The organism is Paenibacillus sp. LT-B23 (assembly GCF_059417685.1).
The window spans coordinates 26,137-45,839 of the sequence record NZ_JBSQBM010000001.1 but is presented as its reverse complement, the minus strand read 5'-3'; the positions used below and the strand labels follow the sequence as shown (position 1 = coordinate 45,839).

Here is a 19,703-nt window from a genome sequence, read left to right as displayed (position 1 = left end):
CCTCCTGTGCAAATAATCCTATTCAATTACTGTTACAAATAAGCCGGGCCAGAGTGACTGTGATCAGTAGTGACATCTACAGGTACCTGTGGGGGTGGAGTATGCAAGTCGCCGCCTGCATTCCGGAAGATAGACTGAACCTTATCAATCAGGTATGGTGTGGAGTCGATGAGTTTCTCAATCAGATGCGTTTGATTGTCCAATGGAACGATTTGTGCCCCCTGTTTGCCGACAACCAGAAAAGCAATCGGGTGAATAGATACACCACCACCGCTACCGCCACCAAAAGGATGTCCTTCCTTCCCGCTATGATTATCCGACGCCGAGGAAGTATGAAGCGCCTCTTCATCTACGTTAAAATCACTTCCCCCAGCTGCGAAACCAAATCCTACCTTACTGATTGGCAAAATAACGGAACCATCGGGTGTTTCCACGGCGTCTCCCACAATCGTATTCACATCCACCATGGCTTTGATGTTCTCCATCGCGGTTTGCATGAGCCCTTGAATCGGGTGATCTGACATGATTATTCCTCCTCTGCTTTGTTCAAGCGTAGACTGCCTTTTCTTTCGCTAGTGTGCGCAGGGGTTCAAGGAAATATGTACGTCATGTCATTCGATTCGTAATCCCTTAGTCAAGAGGATTCTGTGTGTTCTGCCACCGATCAACCAACAACAGGAGCATCTTTAATCCCGTTTCCATTGCGTCCTCATCCACAGTAAATCGCGGATGGTGATGCGGGAAGTCACTTTCTTTTGCCCCATTGCGTGATCCGATGTAAATAAAGGCTCCCGGTGCCTTCTGCAAATAGGCAGAAAAATCTTCGGCTCCCAGTGTAGGTTGTATCTGTTCCAGCACATCAGCACCAAAGTAATCGACAGCCGCTTCACGCGCGAATTCCACCAGTTTCGTGTCATTATACAGTGGCCGATACCCCGGCTGGTAATGCAGCTCACAGGTTGCTCCATGGGCAGTTGTTACCCCATCTATAATCTGATGAATCAATCCCGGCATACGGTTCCGTTCTGACTGATCGAAGGAGCGGAACGTACCCCCAAGCTTCACCTGCTCGGGAAATGAGTTGTAGCCGGAACCACCATGAATTTGTGTGAGCGACAAAACCGCAGGGCGCAGCGGATCAATATGGCGGGCCACCACATGCTGAAGATTGACAATGACCTGTGCTGCTACCGAAATCGCATCAACGGCCTGATGAGGATAAGCCGCATGTCCCCCAGAGCCCGTAATCGTTATATCAAAGGCATCGTTACCCGCCATAACCGGGCCTGCCAGCAGCCCGATTTTTCCCGTATCCAGCCAGGAAATCAGATGCAGGGCAAATATGGCATCTACATTGTCCATGACACCTGCTTCTACCAACTGCTCTGCCCCACCTGGTACTTGTTCTTCCGCATGCTGGAATATAAAGCGCACCTCTCCACGGATAGACTGTTTTTCCCCTGAAAGAATTTTCGCCACGCCCAGCAAAATGGACGCATGACTATCATGTCCGCAGGCATGCATCACATTGTCGGTCTGAGAGGCGAATTCGAATTGATTCTCCTCATGAATGGGCAATGCATCAATATCAGCGCGCAGTGCCAGTACTCTGCCAGGCTGTTCACCCTTAAGTCGAGCCATGACGCTTGTTGGAGTCGGACGTGAAATTTGCAGGTTTCCAAAGCCTCTCAATTGTTCTTCAATGTATGCAGACGTTTGAACCTCTTGAAAAGAAAGCTCCGGTTGACGATGAAAATGTCTGCGCCACTCCACAACCTGTTCTTTTATGGCTTCTGCTTGTGCAATCCATGTTTCATGTTCCATGTTAGTTTCTCCACTCCTTCAACTGTTCATTTCTCATTTCTACATAGCAAGAGGACAAGCTCAAGGGCTTTACGCCCTTCGCCTGCCCTCCTTTTCTTCATGCTTACATCACTTTCGTTAATCCGACTGTCTTCTCCATAATAATAATAGCCAGCACGGCAACTCCTATGAACAAAACGGAGATGGCGTTGACGGATGGATCAAATGTCTGATCAATATAGTTAAAAATCCGCACAGGCACGGTTATATTTCCAGGTGAGGATACAAATAAACTGATCGACACTTCCCCAAAAGACTCCACGATGGAGAACACCGTACCTGCGATAATCCCCGGCTTGATCAGCGGAATCGTGATTCTTACAAAAGTTTTCAGTCTTCCCGCTCCCAAGCTCATCGAAGCCGATTCCAGTTTGGGATCAAGCCCGGATACACTGACACTCACCGTGCGGACTACGTATGGAAAGGCAACAACCATATGCCCAATGACCAGCCCGGTTAAAGAGTTAATAAGCCCCAGGGATGTAAACTCATACAGCAACGCAATCCCCAGCACAACCTGCGGAATCATAAGCGGTGACAGCATAAGAGACTGAATGGCTTCCCGACCTCGAAACTTTAATCGACCCAGAGCATAAGCAGCAGCCGTTCCCAAAATGACGGTTAACGGTGTGACGATAAGAAGCAGCAAACTGCTCACCTGTAATGCTGATGCCCAGTCGCTGTTTGTAAACAATGAGTGAAACCATCTTACTGAAAAAGAGGTCGGCGGAAATTGCGGATACTCCGTCGGACTAAAGGCAGACAGGAAAATAACCAGAATGGGTGAAATCAGAAACAGATACACCAGAATACCAGCCGCCCAAATTAGAGTTGTCAGCACCGATATTTTGCGTTTTCGCTGCGACGGTCGATCGGCCTTGTTCATGTTGTTGACGACAGGAGCTGAGGCCTTGCTTGAAGAATCAGTCATGCAGCCTGGCCTCCCATCTCTTCGATATCCAGCCGATCAGAGCAACCACAATACCGACCAGCAGCAACAGCGTTACAGACAGGGCGGCAGCGAATGGCATATTGAATACCTGCACGGCCTGCTGATAAATCGCCAGCGGCAGCAGGGGCTGTAGACGACCGCCAACGAGCAATGGCGTGATATAACTACCCGCTGCAAGCGAGAAAACAATAGCCGCACCAGACAACATTCCCGGCAACGTAAGCGGAAGCGTCACCCGGAAAAAGGTTCGAATCCGCCCAGCTCCCAGACTCATGGATGCCTGCCGCAGCTTGGGCTGAATATCTCCCATGGACGTTGCAATAGGCAGTACCGCGAATGGCAGCATAACCTGCACATAAGCGATAATAACAGCCTTCATACTCCATAAAAGTGATAACGGCTGATCAATCAGGTGCAGCTTGAGCAGCACTGCATTCAGCAGACCATTTTGAGCCAGAATGACAATCCATGCGAACGTACGAATAACCACACTGGTCAACAAGGGCGAAATCAGCAGAATATAAAAGAATGTGCGCATGCCCGGTTTCTCGGTTCGTACCAGCAGATATGCCGCCGGATAAGCCAGGACAATACAAATGACTGTCGTCAGCAACGCAACACCCAATGTCGACCGGATGGTTGTCATATATGCGCCTGTCGTAAACACCTGGATATACTGATTCAACGTATACGTAGGAAGCACATTTAATAAACTATCTACTTCCCGAAAACTGAGTACAATCAGCATAATGAACGGCGCAACCAGAAAAGCTGTCAGAAAGAGCAGCGCCGGGGTAAGCAAAAGCCAATAAAATGAGTTCGTACGTCGAACAGCAGTTGTACGTGCCATGGTTACCCTCCTTCCGTCGGAAGAGGAATGACATCCTCAGCAGCCCAGTATAATTCACACGGGTCTCCCTGTACCGGAAGAGTCGGGAATACAGGATCAGGAGCAACGACTAGCAGCTCCCCTTTACCGGGAAGGGCTACTTTTAACCTTACCTGATCTCCCGCATAGCTGACATGCTGAATGATTCCTGGTGTACGATTGGGCTGACCTTCACTTCCGGATATGAAGGAAATCCGTATTCTCTCTGGACGCAGCATATACGTAGCTGCCTCCACAGAATCCGGCACAGCCGTTTCCAGAATTAACGGAGAACCGTTGGCCAGCTCATAATGTTCGACCTGAAGGCGTATATTGCCTCCCGAAGCTGCACCCCCCATTGAACGGGTATGAAACAGATTCACCTGTCCGATAAAATCTGCTACAAACCGATTAGCTGGCTGTCGATATATTTCCAGTGGAGAACCAACCTGTTGAAGACGTCCATGCCCCAAAATACCGATACGGTCGGACAAGCTGAGCGCCTCTTCCTGATCATGAGTGACCAAGATAGTAGTGATTCCGGTCCGGCGTTGAATCGTCCGCAGCTCTGTCTGCATATCCTTGCGCAGCTTTGCGTCCAGATTGCTTAACGGCTCATCCAGCAGCAATACAGAGGGTTCAATAGCCAAGGCTCTCGCAATCGCCACCCGTTGCCGCTGTCCTCCGCTTAACTGATGAGGTCTGCGGTCTGCCATGGATGAGAGCTGGACAAGTGCCAGTGTCTCGTCGACACGGCGCTTTATTTCTTTTTTAGGCAGCTTGCGTACTTGCAGGCCGTAGGCCACGTTATCAAACACCGAAAGATGGGGAAACAACGCATAATCCTGAAATACGACACCCAAACCTCGTCGATAAGGAGGCAGTCCAGTCACATCCTGTTCACCAATAAGAATTCGTCCCGTGGAGGGGTCCAGAAAACCCGCAATCATATTCAGCAACGTCGTTTTACCACAACCGCTAGGTCCGAGAAGGGAGAAGAACTCCCCTTCCCGAACCTGTAGCTGGACCTCTTCCAGAGCCATGAAATCTCCAAATTGGCGGCTCACATCATCAATGTGAATCCCACTCACTTGCTGCCCCCCAATGCCTGTGTCCAGCGATTGGTCCAATCTGCCAAGTTAGGGGTAGCTGTCGTATAATCAACCCATTTCAGCTTTTTGTAGGCTTCTTCGCCGACTTGTACTTTGTTTTTCAAGTCATCACTATACTTTACATTTTTATTGGTCATACCGTACAGAGACAGATCAGAGAATGATTTCTGTGCATCAGGACTGGACAAATAGTCAACCAGCTTATAGGCATTTTCCAGGTTCTGGCTTCCTTTCGGAATAACCCAGCTCGCCACAGCAGCAACCGGTCCATCCTTCGGATACGTGAAGCCAACATTCAAGCCAGCTTTTTGCATAGCAAACGCGCGACCGTCCCAAAACGGTACAACCCACGCATCCCCACGCTCCAGCAAGGTTTGAATGGAACCGGAGTTATCCGGGAACGCCGTAGCATTCTGTTTTAGCTCTGCAAGTTTGGCAAAGGTTTTATCGACGTCAGCAGGGTTGCTCTCCTTGCCACCCAAGGCATTAACAAGACCGGAGAAGAACTGCAAACCAGCAGAATAAGTCGGCGAGGATATTGCAACATGGCCTTTATATTCAGGGTTCCACAAATCCAGCCAACTGGTCGGCGGGGTTTTAACTAAATCTTTACGATAAATAAGTCCTAATTGCCCCATACTAAAGCCTGCCGCGTATACATTGCCGTCTTTCGTGAACCGTTCCTCAACAGAAGGGTATAAATCAGCCAGATTAGGAACATTTTTAGTGTCCAAAGGCTGCAACAAATTGGAATCTGCTGCCCGTTGAATGGTGTCCGGTTGTAGAACAAGCACGTCATAAGCTGCATTTTTACCATTGCCCGCTTTCAGCTTTGGATACCATTCGGCATCCGTACCCGTGACAACCTCCACTTCAATCCCGGTATCCTTTTGAAATTGATCCAATGCTGCTTTACGGATATTTTTTTCCCAATCTCCACCGGACACACCAATGACCACTTTGTTTGTTTTCGGCAGCTCGCCGCTGGCTTGATTATCGGTTTCCGCTCCGCTCTGTTGATTGCCGCAAGCAGAAATGAGGACCGCCAAGCTAAGGAATAGGGAAGCAAATGTAAATTTTCTCTTGTTTTTCATGGACATAACCACCTTTTATGAATAATAAAATACCTTCTACACTAAATCCTGCCACAATTGCTCAATCGACTCGGCGGACAGCTTCTGCTGCGGATAAATCTGTTCAGCACGTTCATGAACCAACTGCTTGCGAATAGCACGTTGAGTCGGCGGAAGTTGTTGGAGCAACTGCGCTAGGCGGTCGCTTGCTTCGGATGTCCAGACAGCTTCATAGGCTTCTCTTGCGCTCCCGAAATCCCACAAGTCCGCGACTTCCGCAGTCTTGCCAGCCCGGTACTGGCGCGTCAATGCTTCATCCACTACCCACGCACCATCTTGTATTTGAACGGCAACGTCGTATAAGTTCTCTGCCTGCTGCACCCCGAGTAGACCAGCGCGCACTTCCTCCAATACATCTTGGGGATCGCGCTTGAACGGACTGCCCCAGCCGCCCCCACCTGGAGACTGAATGCTGACCACATCGCCTGGCTCCGGATGAAGTACACTAATTTTGGGTAGTTTTCGTTCATTCGCACGGCCGGGGTTCAATGTGACCTGTCCCAAGGAACCGGCTTGTCCGCCTGCCAGTCCCCAAGGATGAAAGCGGAGACGTTCCATGCCTCTAGCCGTTACTATCGAACCTTCCTCCCGAATCTCAAAATCAAGCCGGATGGCGTGACCCCCGCGATGCAGTCCGGCACCTGCCGTGTTTTCCAACAATTCATAGCGATGAACCAGCACTTCAATGTGCTGCTCCAGACTTTCAATCGGGGTATTTCGGAGAAAACCGGAAGCATGATCGATTCCGTCCGCTCCTTCCATATCACTGTGACCTCCGCCTCCACCGCCCATCGGCTGAACTACAGCCATATTACGCGAACCACTCAAAACGTCAGGGGTGGACAACACCACAATCGCAGATTGCCCGGCACCCGCCGCCGGGATTTCATTTGGAATAGCTTTTGCAAGCGCCCCAAGCACAGCGTTATACAACCGCATCGTAATCGTATGCCTCACGCCCACCGCAGCCGGATATACCGGATTAACCAGCGTACCCGCCGGTGCAATGACCGAAATGGGTCGTGTAATACCTCCGTTAACCGGAATGAACGGATCAGAACTAATAATATAGTTGATTAATCCCTGGAACAGAAATGAATGCTTTTTCCCGTTCGTCACGAGATTAAATGCCGTTCTCACCTGTGGATCACAGTTGGAAAAATCAAGCGTAATGCTTCCATCCTTGACTACAACCGACACGGCCAGACGCACAGGGGTATCCGAAATCATATCATCGTCCAGATAATCAGCAAAGCTGTAAGTGCCGTCGGGAATTTGTTCGATGACCTTGCGGGCACGAAGCTCCCCCTGATCCATTAGGTCCTGCATACTGTCCTTCACGGCTTGAACACCAAACTTGTTCACCAGCGTATGCATCCGCTGTTCGGCTGTATTGACAGCAGCCACCATCGCATTAAAATCACCCAGATTGAGCTGTGGCGCCCGGCTGTTCGCATTCAGAAACAAATGGACGTCCGCATTGGCTTGACCACGCTTATAAAGCTTCACCGGAGGTATACGTAAGCCTTCCTGGTGAATATCCGTGGCCTCAGGTGAAATACTGGAGGGTACCAGACCGCCTACATCACTGCAATGAACAAATGCCCAGGCGTAGGATATCAGCTCACCGTCAACAAAAATAGGTTTGAATACATGAACATCTGGCAAATGTGTCGCCAATCCGTCAGTGGAATACGGCTCATTGGTAATGATAATATCGCCCGGTTCCAGCGGCTCACACGCGTCTGCTGCACGCTGTAAGCTTAAACCCAAAAATATAGTTACACCAACCGTTTTTGGATAAACAAAAAACTCTCCCGAAGGCGTCGCTAAGGCAGTGGCAAAATCCGCTGACTCCTTCACAAATGTCGTGAACGATGTCCGTTCAATAATGTGGCCCATTCCCGCCGCAATCGCATTATAATAACTTCGCATGATTTCCAGTGTTGCCGGATCTGTCTTCATCCGCGTACCTCTTTTCGTTTCAAAATCAGGTTGCCGGACGGATCCGTCACGCCATACCAGCCGTTTAGCACAAGAACGGTTGTGTCATCCTGTTCGACAATAGCTGGTCCTTCGAACCGATGGCCTGCACGCAGCTCGGTACGAGCGTATACATCAGCGGTATACTCCGTTCCACCATAGACAATACGTCGTGTTCCCGAAGGCTGAATTTGATCCGTCGCCTCTGGAATGGAGGCAATCTGAGGTTTAATCGTATGGCCTGCCAACCGTACCCGCAGGTTAATCAGCTCTAATACGGCAGAAGGATCACTGTGCCCGTATTGACGATGATGCAGTTCGTGAAAAGCGGTGACAATCCGCTCACCGTTTCCGTCTTCCAGCATGGAGCGATCCAGCGGAAGCTCAATTTCAAAGGCTTGTCCGCTGTAACGTGCATCCATCGAGTAATGAAGTGCGATCCCTTCCAGCCCCTCCACCTGTTGCTGATCAAGCCACTGCCGCGCCTGTTCTGCCAAAACATCAAATTCACGCGCGAGCGAATCGGAAGGATACTCATCAAACCGCTGCTGTAAAGATAATACTGCATCATAGGCAAAATCAGCCGACAGTGCTCCTAGCGCACACAGCGTACCGGGATTCGGTGGAACCAGAACACTCTGTGCCTGAATTTCCTCTGCCAAAAAATTAGCCGTTACCGGTCCGCCGCCGCCAAAGGCAAGCAGACTGAATTCCCGTGGATCAAAGCCGTGCTGCTCCATCACCGCGCTTAGCTCTGCATACATATTCGCCACAGCTACCTGAATCATTCGGTCGGCGGCCATTCGTTCATCTGTTCCCAAGTGCTCGGCAATGGGACGAATTGCTTGCGCAGAACGTTCAGGGAAAAGCTGTACATGCCCTGCGGCGAACCTATCCGGATTCAAATATCCGCACAAAAGAAACGCATCCGTCAAAGCAGCTCTTTCCCCCGTGCCGTAACAGGCAGGCCCCGGAGACGAACCGACTGACTCAGGTCCTACCTTAAGCAGCCCTCCATTGTCAATCCAGGCAAAGGAACCGCCGCCTGCCCCTACCGAATACATCGAAACGGAAGGTAGCATAATCGGCATCCCTGCCAACTGATTGGTTTGTGTGAATGTAGGCTTACCGCCTTCAATAATGGATATATCAGCGCTCGTGCCCCCCATATCAAAAGTGATGACATTGGCAATATCTGCAGATTTTGCGGCTTGTACTGCACCGATTACCCCTGCGGCGGGTCCGGAAAATAAAGTTCGTACTGGCGCCTGTGCAGCTGTGCCAATATCCATAATACCGCCATTCGATTGCGTAATAAAAGGCTGCGTCTGGACTCCTTCTTCATTCAAACGTTCACGAAGCGTTTCAAAGTAACGCTGGACGTTTGGCTGAATATACAAGTTAACGGACGTCATAGCCGCCCGCTCGTATTCCCTCATCTGAGGCCACAAGGCGGAAGACGCATTCACACCCAACTGAGGAGCGATCTCACGTATCCGCTGAACAGCCAATTGCTCATGCTGCGGGTTTTTATAGCTATGCAGGAAGCAAACCACTACCCCGCTCACCCCGGAATCCAGCGCCCCGCGAATCGCTTGATCCAGACTATCAGAATCTAATGAGGTATGTACCGTACCGTCATGCAGCATGCGCTCTTTTACCGTAAAGACCCGTTCTCTCGGCACAAGCGGCTCAGGCAGTCTGGAACGAAAATCATATGGTATCGGCAGCCGTAAACGCTGGAGAGCCAGCAAATCCCGGAATCCCTCGGTTACAATGAGTGCAATCGCCTCACCGCGACGCTGTAGTAACGTATTTAGACCTATTGTAGTGCCGTGCACGAAGTAATGTATGTCCTCCGGCTTGATGCCACGCTCTTTCAACAAGGCTAATCCATTTGCAATCCCCTGTGCAGGGTCCAACGGAACGGTTGGAGTTTTCACTCCCCATAGCTTGCCGTTCTGATTGTCCAATATGGTTAAATCCGTAAATGTTCCCCCAATATCAATCCCTAATCTCCATGAATCGCCCAACCTTTACTGCCTCCTCTTGTTACGCACGATCTCTCTGCTATAATTACGACTAATTCTATCGACATTATATAAATAAATCAAGATATTTCGATAAAATTCGACAATATTATCAAGAGTTTTTTTGTGCTACCCTAAGTTCAGAGAAGGATGGATTCCATCGCTCTTTACTCTTCACTGCTGACCTGACGATTCTCAGGTTTCTTGGAGAATACGCGCTTCCACGCCTCTGGACCGCCCGGTACGCGCCATATGCGGTAAGCCAACATGAGCATCGAATAAACGACATAACCTAGTGAAATACTTGCCTCACATGTCAAAGTGGTAGTAAAACGCAGGCGATCTACCCAATAGGGCACAACAAACAGCTTGGGCGTGCAGTTCATGCGCACAAAGCTGGAGGCAAAACCGATCAGTGACGTTTTCAGTCCCCAGAGAATACCGGTAGAGGTAGCCGTATAAGCAGCGTCAGCAAGACTGATATTGGTGGACCATTCCATTTTCGACATTTTCACATGGGATAGCGTATGACGTATCCATCGGTGAAAGGAGCGTGTTCCTTTCAGCAGAATCCGAATATCATGTATAAATCGCTTGATTTTCTCTTTATCGATGGTGCCGCTGTCAATAGAAGCATCGGTTTTATGTATGTTTTTGTTGCGATCGAGTCGATAGAGTAGCCCTTTCTGCAAACTTGCCAGCAGAATAGCCGGAATGTCATAGTTTATTTTAATCCACCCGTACAGAAATCTGATCTCCAGATGCGCCCGGTCATCATTATCATGCTTGGCAATATCCAGCTTCAATCGGATACGGGAGAGCAGAACAGCCAGCACAAGTAACAAGACGACGATGATGGCGATACCGATCCATTTCCACACTGGCGAATCCTCCCTTCCTTTTTTCTACATAGATATACCATGGCAAAAATAGTATGACCCTTCACCCGGAAAACATGCATCCTGAAACGCTAAACAGCCAGCCCCATTAGCAAGGACTGGCTGTTTTCTAAATTTCGAAACCTTTAACAATGAAGAGAAACCTGTAAAACAGGCTCCTGTCAGGCATCAAGATTCCGTATCGTTCATATCCGGGTGATTACTCTCCAAACGTTCGAACAACAATTGTGTCTCTTCCTCCAAATTATCCGAGTCCTCAAACAGCTCAGGCTGCGGCAAATCCGCCAAAGATCCCAGACCAAAATAATCAAGAAATGACTTCGTCGTACCGTACAAAATCGGCCGTCCGATAGCCTCAGCCCGACCTTTTTCCTCAATAAGCTCCTTGTTGACCAGAGTATGTATGGCCCGCTCAGATTTGACACCGCGAATATCTTCGATTTCAACTCTTGTAATGGGCTGGCGGTAGGCCACAATGGCAAGTGTCTCCAAGGCCGCTTGCGACAACGAGGCACGTGCCGGAGAGTAGGCGAGCTTTTCAAAATAAGGTGCATGTTCGGATAAGGTTGCAAGCTGATAGTGCCCGGCGATACGGACAATTTGCAGACCTCTTCCTCCCTGCTCCATGTCCTGCTTCATATCCTCCAGACCCTTTTCAACCAGCTCTTGCTGCTGCTCTACAATGTCGGCGATCTGCTTGGCGGACAACCCTTCCTCTCCCGCGAGAAACAGCAGTCCCTCAATAATTGATTTCAGCTTCAGATAATCCATTAACCCGTAAATCCCCTCTCCACTCCATTACAATATCATCGAAAAGCTTCTCCTGATAGCAGAAAATCTGCTTCATCTTCATCAGTTCGAGGATAGCCAAAAAGGTAACTACCACTTCATGCCGATACATATCCTCATGCATCAGCTTGGAGAACAGAAGCCGTCCCCCCGTTCCTACCATCTCCAACGCCCCGATGACCTGCCGAATACGGTCCTTGACCGAAATCTCATCCCGGTGAATACGGGTTACCGTCGTACGTCGTTCTGCTTTGCGCAGCGCACGCTGAAAAGCCGCGACCAAATCGCTTGCATGCAGCCCATGCACCGGATTGGCGGGTTCGGTGGGCAGGTATGCGCTCAAATCCTCCGGCTCCTTGCCATAGATCAGACTTCGTTCCCATTCACGCTCACTCAGATGGCGGGCAATCCCTTTATATTTACGATACTCCACCAGCTTGCGAACCAGTTCATCCCGTGGATCATAATCCTCTTCTTCATAAAAATCCAAATCATCATATTCCATTACAGGTGGCTTGGGAAGCAGCAATTTACTCTTAATGGATAAGAGCGTCGCCGCCATCACCAGAAACTCGCTCGTAATGTCCAGCTCCAGCTCCTGCATACTGTGCAAAAAAGCCATATACTGATCGGTAATATCACTAATCGGGATATCCTGAATATCGATCTCGGCCTTATCAATCAGATGCAACAGCAGGTCCAGCGGACCCTCGAATGTTTCCAGCTTGTAATTTACGACTGTCAATGTGCTTCCCCCTGCCTTACTCCAATCATCATTCAACAATACCTTTCCCCGTTAGCACTTATGCTCGACTTTATCAATCCCTCTTTCTGTAGTATATACGTCATCGCCTTGCTTAACAATCCAATCCCTTTTTCCGGCTATAGTTATGTCGTTCTATTCAGGTATTCGCAAAATTAAAACTGCTTGCCCAGATTCGCCATCTCAATCGCAGCCAGTGCGGAATCCCAGCCTTTATTACCAGCCTTCGTACCTGCACGCTCAATAGCCTGCTCAATGTTTTCCGTCGTCACTACACCGAAAATAACAGGCACACCTGTTTTCAGACTGCTTGCCGCCACACCCTTGGCCACTTCATTGCAGACGATATCATAATGCGAGGTAGAACCACGGATCACCGTACCCAGCGTAATAACGGCATCGTATTTACCGCTTGCAGCCATTTTTTGAGCAATCAGTGAAATTTCAAAAGCACCTGGCACCCAGGCTACATCAATCTCATCTTCCTGCGCTCCATGCCGTTGAAGCGCATCGATTGCACCGCTTAACAGCTTACTTGTAATAAACTCATTAAATCTGCCCACCACAATACCATACTTCAAACCATCCGATACGAGATTACCTTCCAGAAAACGTGCCATATAAATCAACCTCTCTTTTTAAAATAATGAGTTACAAAACTGTACTTACATTGACAAACGACGACGATAATCAATCAAATCCTGAATACTGATCAGCTTCAAATGATGACGCTTGGCGATCACTGCCAAATCAGGCACCCGAGCCATGGACCCATCTTCCTTTATAATTTCGCAAATGACCCCGGCGGGTTTGGAGCCGCAGAGCCGGGCCAGATCAACAGCCGCCTCGGTATGACCCGCACGCTGCAAAACACCCCCGTCGCGGGCGATCAGCGGAAACATGTGACCTGGCTTGCGGAAATCGCTTCCTGTGGCAGTCTCGTCGGTCAGCGCACGCACGGTCAATGATCGCTCGGCTGCTGATATCCCCGTTGTCGTCTCTCTATGATCCACCGACACGGTAAAGGCTGTGCCGTGGAAATCTGTATTTTGCTCCACCATCGGCTGCAATTCCAGTGCCTCGGCTCTTTGCCCTGTAATCGGCACACAGACCAACCCGCGGCCTTCGGTAATCATGAAATTAATGACCTCGGGGGACGCTTTTTCAGCCAGAGCGACAAAATCGCCTTCGTTTTCCCGTTTCTCATCATCCACCACGATCACGACTTTACCGTTCTTTAGATCCTCCAACGCTTCCTCAATGGAATCCAGACGAATTTCCACTTCCTGTTCCAACACACCATACTCCACGATATCAGCCGCTATATTTGAATGGCTCTCTCTGCTCCCGCTTCCCATTACGCTTTCCTCCTTATTTCTTGTAGTATCAGGCAAAGCCGTGTTTCGCCAAATAATCCAGACTCATAGAAGCTTTCTCCGTTCCCTGCGTCGCCGCTGATCTTCCGTAATTCAAAAGCTGCTCCACATATTTACCTAAAATGTCGCATTCAATATTGACGGTGTCTCCCTCACGTTTGGCCTGCAAGGCCGTCTCAGATAAGGTATGGGGGATGATAGATACGGCAAAGGTATCTCCTGTGCGCTGGGCAACCGTCAAGCTGATACCGTCGAGTGTAATCGAGCCTTTGAGAAGAATATATTTGAATATTGCCTGATCTGTAGGTGCAACTTCGTACACAACCGCATTCTGGTCTGATGTCACCCGACGAATCGTGCCCGTTCCATCCACATGTCCTTGCACGATATGCCCTCCGAACCTGCCGTTCGCCGCCATAGCCCGTTCCAGATTGACCCGGCTACCGGATTTCAACTCTTTCAGATTGCTGCTGCGGTAGGTTTCAGGCATCACATCAACCTTAAAATCCTTAGTACCCACCTGTGTTGCGGTCAGACAAACACCATTCACGGAAACACTGTCTCCTATTTTCAAATCGCCCAATACCACAGAACCCGCAATGCCCAGCACCATCGCTTCTCCACTTCTGGAAATCTGCTGAATGCGTCCTACTTCCTCGACCAATCCGGTAAACATGTCTTCACTCCTTCCCATCTAAAGTTCAGTTTATCCCTGATTCATCAGGCGTAAGCGCAAAAAACCCCCAGTCCGGATAATATCCGTCATGGGGGTGATGAGAGTCGAATTTGCAGTATACAAGCGCAGTCCATATACATCCTAAGACCACATGAATGATAAGTTTGCCAATAGAAAGCATAACTGACCATACAACTAAATACGCTCAGAGCGCATGCGAAAATGAAAGCTTGTAGAACAAGCAATCTTCCATTTGCTACCTGCAACGAAATAAGCCGTACGTACCATTACGTATGCTAAAAATCGGCACATGTCATGTCATGCCCATGCGCTTCGTATCCTTCTCCCATCCAGACTATACTGTCGGTCCCGGAATTGCACCAGGTCCACCTTCTGCTGATCGCTCAGCATCCGGGTCACGGACTAAGCCGCGCTGTTCATCGCAGAAGCGATTTACAGACACGTCATCACCGCCGGTGGGGAATTGCGCCCCGCCCCGAAGGATCTTGCTTTATTCAATTGAATTAGCATTAAACTTGTTACGTATATTAGCACCGACTTCTAAAAAAAGCAAGTTATCTGATAGACGCTTCTGCTTTTGTTTTGACATATTGGCTGGAAAGCTCTTCAAACCAGGCCCTATCATTCATGTGAAGCGCCAGATCAATCAGATCGGCCAGTTCTTCGATCCCGAGCTGCGTAGCATGATCGAACGTAATGACCGCTGAAGCGGTTGGTCCGCGGCCACCCTCCGTGCATATATCGTAATCCAGCCGTACATCAACATGCCCGTCGATAAACTCGCATTTCAGAAAATAAATAATCTCGCACATTAAAATGGGACGCACCTGCGTTTCCAGCACACAATCCATCACCTTGGCTGAATAGTGCTGGTTCGTCAACGTAAATTTGTGATCCGTCGCTGCCAGCGAAGTCCGTCCAAAGTCATCCGTAAATTTCAATTCCACTGGCGTGATATTCATGACCTTGGGTATTTGCTTCTTTATAATTTCGATTATCTCAACTGTATTCAGCTTAATCATACCTGCACCTCATTGCGTCTTAAAATTCAGAGAAAGCACTAATTCAACATGTTTCACGTAGGCCTCCACTCCTATATCGGAAATCATTACCTGATTTTTTATGCTTCATCCCATAAACGACAAAAAAGATTCTTCGCGCAACAAGCGCAAAGAATCTTGATCGAACCGGTACCGCAACATCTTATAACAATGTTCAAAGTGTATTATGCAAAAAACTGGATTATAGCTCCGAAATTTCATGTTTCTTTTTCAGAATATTCCATCGGCGTTCAATCTCCTGCTCAAAGGTAGCCAGCGTGGCTTCCTCCTTAAGAAGATGTTTTGTTTTGCCCATTAATTTGAGCCATTCTGCGGCTGGAATCCGTTTTCCCTTGTCCTCCGGATTGTACGTAATCGTCGTACTGCCTTGCTCAATCTCGTACAGCGGGAAGAAGCAAGACTCCACAGCAGCCCCCACAATGCTGGTACCCAGTCTATCCTCGGATTTCCAGTTCAGTGGACAGGCGCACAGGATTTTACCATAGGCCGTCCCCACGTTATTTGCATACCATTGTGCTTTGGCCGCTTTACGCAGCATATCCTGCGGATGGCTTTCGGCTGCCGTGAAGGCATATGGAATATTGCAGGCAGCCATAATTTGCACCGTATCCTTGTGATGGCCCTGCTTGCCTTTTTGCATCTTCCCTACACCTGACGTGCTCGTCATATGGCCGACCGGAGTCGAGTACGATTGCTGCGATCCTGTATTCATGTACCCCTCGTTATCATATTCCAGCATGATCAGCTTATGATTACGAAGAGCCGCACCAATTGCAGAACCCATACCAATATCCATCCCGCCGTCCCCACTGATCATGATAAAGGTCGGATCATCCGCCATCTTAATTTCATTGCGGCGCTTCATCTCCATGTAAGCCTCCAGCGCTCCAGAGAGCGTAGCAGCCCCATTTTGAAAAAGATTATGAATCATCGGCTGCTTGTGTGACGTATACGGATAACCTGTTGTCACCACGTATACACAACCGGTCTGGAACAGCACGACGATATCTCCCTCGATGCCTTTGAAAAACAGCTCCAGCGCAGACAGCGCTCCACAGCCTGGACACGCCCCATGACCCGGCGTAAGACGGCGTGGTTTGGTCGTCAGCGAACGCAGCGGCGGTACCTTGACCTTGAGCTTCCCGGTCACCTCATCCGGTGTAACCTGAATGAGACCCGTACGATACGCATCGCCCCGTGGCGGCTGCATAACCTGCCGCATGACCTTGTCCGGGGAGCCCGGATTAAGCCCGTAATAATCAAAAGGCTCCTCAATCCGCCCGGTTTCCGCCGTCTCAATAGCAAGCTGGAAGAATGCCTCAGCGTCTTCCGCATAAAAATCCTTGCCGCCCAAGCCAAAAATGCGACACAATACGAGTGTCCGGTTCAGCGGGTCCTCCTGCAAGGCCGCCTTGATTTCGTGCGTCAAATTACCGCCATCGGCGCCGTACGAATCCGCACGTTCACCCACCAGCAGCGCCTTGACATGGCGCAATGCCTCGCGAAGCTGCTCGGCAGGAAACGGCCGAATGATATTCGGACGAATTACACCGGCCTTAATGCCGCGCGCGCGGAGCTGATCAGCTACATCTTTGGCCGATTCAGCTGCCGAATTCAGCAAGAATACCGCAACCTCGGCATCCTCCATATGATAGAGATCCAAAATCGGATATTCCCGCCCGGATAATGCGGCATATTCTGCGGCAACCTGCTCATATACTCCTTCCGACAGCTTTAATGCCTTGGATAACTGAGCATGATTATTCGTCAGATCATCCCCGTTCATATGCGCACCCACCGTGACCGGATGGTCGAAATCCGAAATATTCGGATAATTTAGATTCGGGTTAGGACCCACAAAATTGCGTACGGTTTCGGCATCGGCAAAATATTGCACTTTACGCTTTTGATGGGACGTGTAAAAACCGTCATACGCGACCATCACAGGCAACCGAACATCGCTGTGCTCTGCAATTTTCAGGGCCATGATATTCATATCATACACAGCCTGCGGCGTGCTTGCGGTCAAAATCACCCAGCCCGTATTCAAACCATAGTACAAGTCCGAATGATCCCCACGGATATCCAGTGGGCCACTGATAGCCCGGGTCACCAGATTCATAACCATAGGAAAACGAGTGCCGGACTGCACAGGCAACTGCTCAAGCATATACAGGAAGCCTTGCGAACTTGTTGCGTTCACAACCCTCGCTCCCGCTGCCGCAGCGCCATAACATATCCCTGCCGATCCATGCTCACCGTCTGCTGCGACCAGCTTAATGTCATGTTGACCTCTCGTTCTCATTTGATCCAGATACTGCGCCACCTCAGTCGATGGTGTGATCGGAAAATATCCCATCATATGATAATTGATCTGCGCAGCCGCCGTAGCCGCCATTTCATTGCCGGATTCGAACGTCGTCACCTGTGCGGCGCCTGTCTGCTTGAGTTCCTCCTCCAGTTTGGCCATTACACGCCACCTCCTTCATATACCGGAAATTGATGGGCAACCCGATGCTGCTCTGCCCATCCCCATTGCTCACGGCGTGAGCTTAATGCCCCCGATGGGCAAATATCTACGCATTTCAGACAACCTTTGCAATACTGGTAATCAATCCCTTGCAAAAATGGCAGCATTCTTCCGCGTTTGTCTGCTTGCTCTTCCCATACGAAACAATAATCGGGGCAAATCGAATCACACTTGGCACAATGGGTACATTTGTCAGCTTCATATTCAGGCACATAACCCTGACGTGAACCACTAACATCTCTCGTCATGCTGTTCCCCTGAGTCGCAATAACGCCCCCCGATGGCTGCGTTTCGTACCCCAGTAAAGGCTGCGGACGTTCAAAAACCCGATCCTGCGCGTCATCAGTAACCGGATATACGTGCAGTTCCATTTCTTCAAAACCACGGTTAAACGTACGCAAATTAGGCTCCACCAACTGTGGATTTTTCTTTTCAAAAGTACTGCGAATAACCGATCTCATCGCCTCCGGATCTAAAAAATCACAGACGCGGAATAGCGCACCCAGCATGGACGTATTCAGCTTGGTCCGCTCCTCCAGGGCGATGCCCATCGCATCCACCACCGCCAGCGTACCGGATACCAGTCCCAAATCAGCCCGTATTTCCTCTGCTGGACGCGTGGAATTGACCACAACGATCCCATCCGCCGGAAGTCCGCTGATGACATTTACCGTTTTGTACAATGTTTCATGAAAAATGCCTACCACATGCGGTTGCTCGATCGGACTGTGATCGCGGATATCGACCCCGGGATCACAGAAGCGTACAAAGCTTTTGACCGGGGTTCCCTTCTTTTCCGAACCATAGGACGAAAAATTCGAGGCATTTAGCCCCAGACCAAGCACGCCCGTTTCGGCCAGCATTTTACCAGCCAGATTAGCGCCGAGTCCACCAATGGATTCCAGCCGGATTTCAAAAAATCCGAGTCGATTTGTGCGCGTTAAAATAGACAATGTGATAAGCCCCCTTCTTTTGCAACCCTGAGCTGAGCTTGAACAACTCATATAAAAAATGGAAAATGCATTCTAATGAAAAGGCTATCACAACACTTACTTTTCGAATGTGATTTTGTTCACTTTAATACCTGCGTGAATGCGAAAATCAGCAAAACGTCAAACAAAAGACAACAAAAAGCCGCCCTGTCCAAAGACAGAACGGCTTAAGTGTAACGTTATACAAAAAGATTATGCATTTAACGGTATATTACGCGTCAAATACTTTAACCTCTTTCATTTTGTCGCCTTGTTTTACAGCATCAATGAATTCCATACCTTTGGTCACTTGACCAAATACAGTATGTACTCCATCCAAATGCGGCTGTGGAGCGTAGCAGATGAAGAATTGGCTTCCGCCTGTGTTACGGCCTGCATGCGCCATGGACAGAACGCCTTTGGCATGCTTCGTTGTGTTCGTAGCTGTTTCGCAGTCGATCGTGTAGCCAGGGCCACCTGTGCCTGTTCCATTAGGACAACCACCTTGGGCAACAAAGCCTGGAATTACACGGTGAAAGCTCAAGCCGTTGTAGTAACCGCTGTTTGCCAGCTTTTCAAAGTTAGCAACCGTGTTTGGCGCTTCTTCTGGAAAAAAATCAATTTCGACGATACCGCCGTTTTCAAGATCTATTCTACCTTTTTTCATTGTTTGTAG

At 49.3% G+C, this 19,703-nt stretch carries 18 protein-coding genes and 1 riboswitch; all 18 genes read right to left on the bottom strand.

What is annotated here, in order from left to right; all coding sequences use genetic code 11:
• Positions 1-32: 32 nt before the first annotated feature.
• Positions 33-524 (bottom strand): GerW family sporulation protein, encoded by a 492-nt coding sequence (ytfJ, locus tag ACWXW9_RS00230; RefSeq protein WP_494927779.1) that lies wholly within the window; start codon positions 522-524, stop codon positions 33-35.
• Positions 525-630: 106 nt separating this feature from the next.
• Complete coding sequence (locus ACWXW9_RS00225; protein WP_494927778.1) at positions 631-1,824, bottom strand: amidohydrolase; 1,194 nt, start codon at positions 1,822-1,824, stop codon at positions 631-633.
• Between the two features lie 103 nt (positions 1,825-1,927).
• On the bottom strand, positions 1,928-2,749 hold the full coding sequence (locus ACWXW9_RS00220) for an ABC transporter permease (RefSeq protein ID WP_494928145.1): 822 nt from the start codon (positions 2,747-2,749) through the stop codon (positions 1,928-1,930).
• Positions 2,750-2,786: 37 nt separating this feature from the next.
• Positions 2,787-3,665: an ABC transporter permease gene (locus tag ACWXW9_RS00215; protein WP_494927777.1), complete on the bottom strand. Its 879-nt coding sequence runs from the start codon at positions 3,663-3,665 to the stop codon at positions 2,787-2,789.
• A 2-nt stretch (positions 3,666-3,667) separates the two neighbouring features.
• Complete coding sequence (locus ACWXW9_RS00210; protein WP_494927776.1) at positions 3,668-4,774, bottom strand: ABC transporter ATP-binding protein; 1,107 nt, start codon at positions 4,772-4,774, stop codon at positions 3,668-3,670.
• On the bottom strand, positions 4,771-5,889 hold the full coding sequence (locus ACWXW9_RS00205; RefSeq protein WP_494927775.1) for an ABC transporter substrate-binding protein: 1,119 nt from the start codon (positions 5,887-5,889) through the stop codon (positions 4,771-4,773). The genes ACWXW9_RS00210 and ACWXW9_RS00205 overlap by 4 nt, the downstream gene beginning before the upstream one ends.
• Before the next feature lie 36 nt (positions 5,890-5,925).
• Positions 5,926-7,893, bottom strand: coding sequence for a hydantoinase B/oxoprolinase family protein (locus tag ACWXW9_RS00200; RefSeq protein ID WP_494927774.1), 1,968 nt, complete (start codon positions 7,891-7,893; stop codon positions 5,926-5,928).
• Entirely contained in the window at positions 7,890-9,944 is a 2,055-nt protein-coding gene (locus tag ACWXW9_RS00195) for a hydantoinase/oxoprolinase family protein (protein ID WP_494927773.1), read from the bottom strand. Before ACWXW9_RS00195 ends, ACWXW9_RS00200 begins: the two co-directional genes overlap by 4 nt.
• A gap of 164 nt (positions 9,945-10,108) precedes the next feature.
• Positions 10,109-10,822, bottom strand: a complete 714-nt coding sequence (locus ACWXW9_RS00190) for a DUF2953 domain-containing protein (RefSeq protein WP_431088218.1) — start codon at positions 10,820-10,822, stop codon at positions 10,109-10,111.
• Between the two features lie 186 nt (positions 10,823-11,008).
• On the bottom strand, positions 11,009-11,611 hold the full coding sequence (gene scpB, locus ACWXW9_RS00185) for an SMC-Scp complex subunit ScpB (RefSeq protein WP_025685826.1): 603 nt from the start codon (positions 11,609-11,611) through the stop codon (positions 11,009-11,011).
• On the bottom strand, positions 11,580-12,374 hold the full coding sequence (locus ACWXW9_RS00180; protein ID WP_025685827.1) for a segregation and condensation protein A: 795 nt from the start codon (positions 12,372-12,374) through the stop codon (positions 11,580-11,582). The genes scpB and ACWXW9_RS00180 overlap by 32 nt, the downstream gene beginning before the upstream one ends.
• Positions 12,375-12,547: 173 nt before the next feature.
• Positions 12,548-13,012, bottom strand: a complete 465-nt coding sequence (ribH, locus tag ACWXW9_RS00175; protein WP_044646811.1) for a 6,7-dimethyl-8-ribityllumazine synthase — start codon at positions 13,010-13,012, stop codon at positions 12,548-12,550.
• A gap of 45 nt (positions 13,013-13,057) precedes the next feature.
• Positions 13,058-13,750: a 3,4-dihydroxy-2-butanone-4-phosphate synthase gene (gene ribB / locus ACWXW9_RS00170; protein WP_494927772.1), complete on the bottom strand. Its 693-nt coding sequence runs from the start codon at positions 13,748-13,750 to the stop codon at positions 13,058-13,060.
• Positions 13,751-13,778: 28 nt separating this feature from the next.
• Complete coding sequence (ribE, locus tag ACWXW9_RS00165) at positions 13,779-14,444, bottom strand: riboflavin synthase (RefSeq protein WP_494927771.1); 666 nt, start codon at positions 14,442-14,444, stop codon at positions 13,779-13,781.
• Positions 14,445-14,778: 334 nt separating this feature from the next.
• A riboswitch (FMN riboswitch) is annotated at positions 14,779-14,952 on the bottom strand.
• A 67-nt stretch (positions 14,953-15,019) separates the two neighbouring features.
• On the bottom strand, positions 15,020-15,487 hold the full coding sequence (locus ACWXW9_RS00160) for an IDEAL domain-containing protein (RefSeq protein ID WP_134913797.1): 468 nt from the start codon (positions 15,485-15,487) through the stop codon (positions 15,020-15,022).
• A 220-nt stretch (positions 15,488-15,707) separates the two neighbouring features.
• Positions 15,708-17,996 (bottom strand): thiamine pyrophosphate-dependent enzyme, encoded by a 2,289-nt coding sequence (locus ACWXW9_RS00155; RefSeq protein WP_494927770.1) that lies wholly within the window; start codon positions 17,994-17,996, stop codon positions 15,708-15,710.
• A complete protein-coding gene (locus tag ACWXW9_RS00150; RefSeq protein ID WP_494927769.1) occupies positions 17,996-19,009 on the bottom strand; it encodes a 2-oxoacid:acceptor oxidoreductase family protein in 1,014 nt (337 codons plus the stop codon). Before ACWXW9_RS00150 ends, ACWXW9_RS00155 begins: the two co-directional genes overlap by 1 nt.
• Before the next feature lie 250 nt (positions 19,010-19,259).
• Entirely contained in the window at positions 19,260-19,694 is a 435-nt protein-coding gene (locus ACWXW9_RS00145; protein ID WP_014282150.1) for a peptidylprolyl isomerase, read from the bottom strand.
• Between the last annotated feature and the right edge of the window lie 9 nt (positions 19,695-19,703).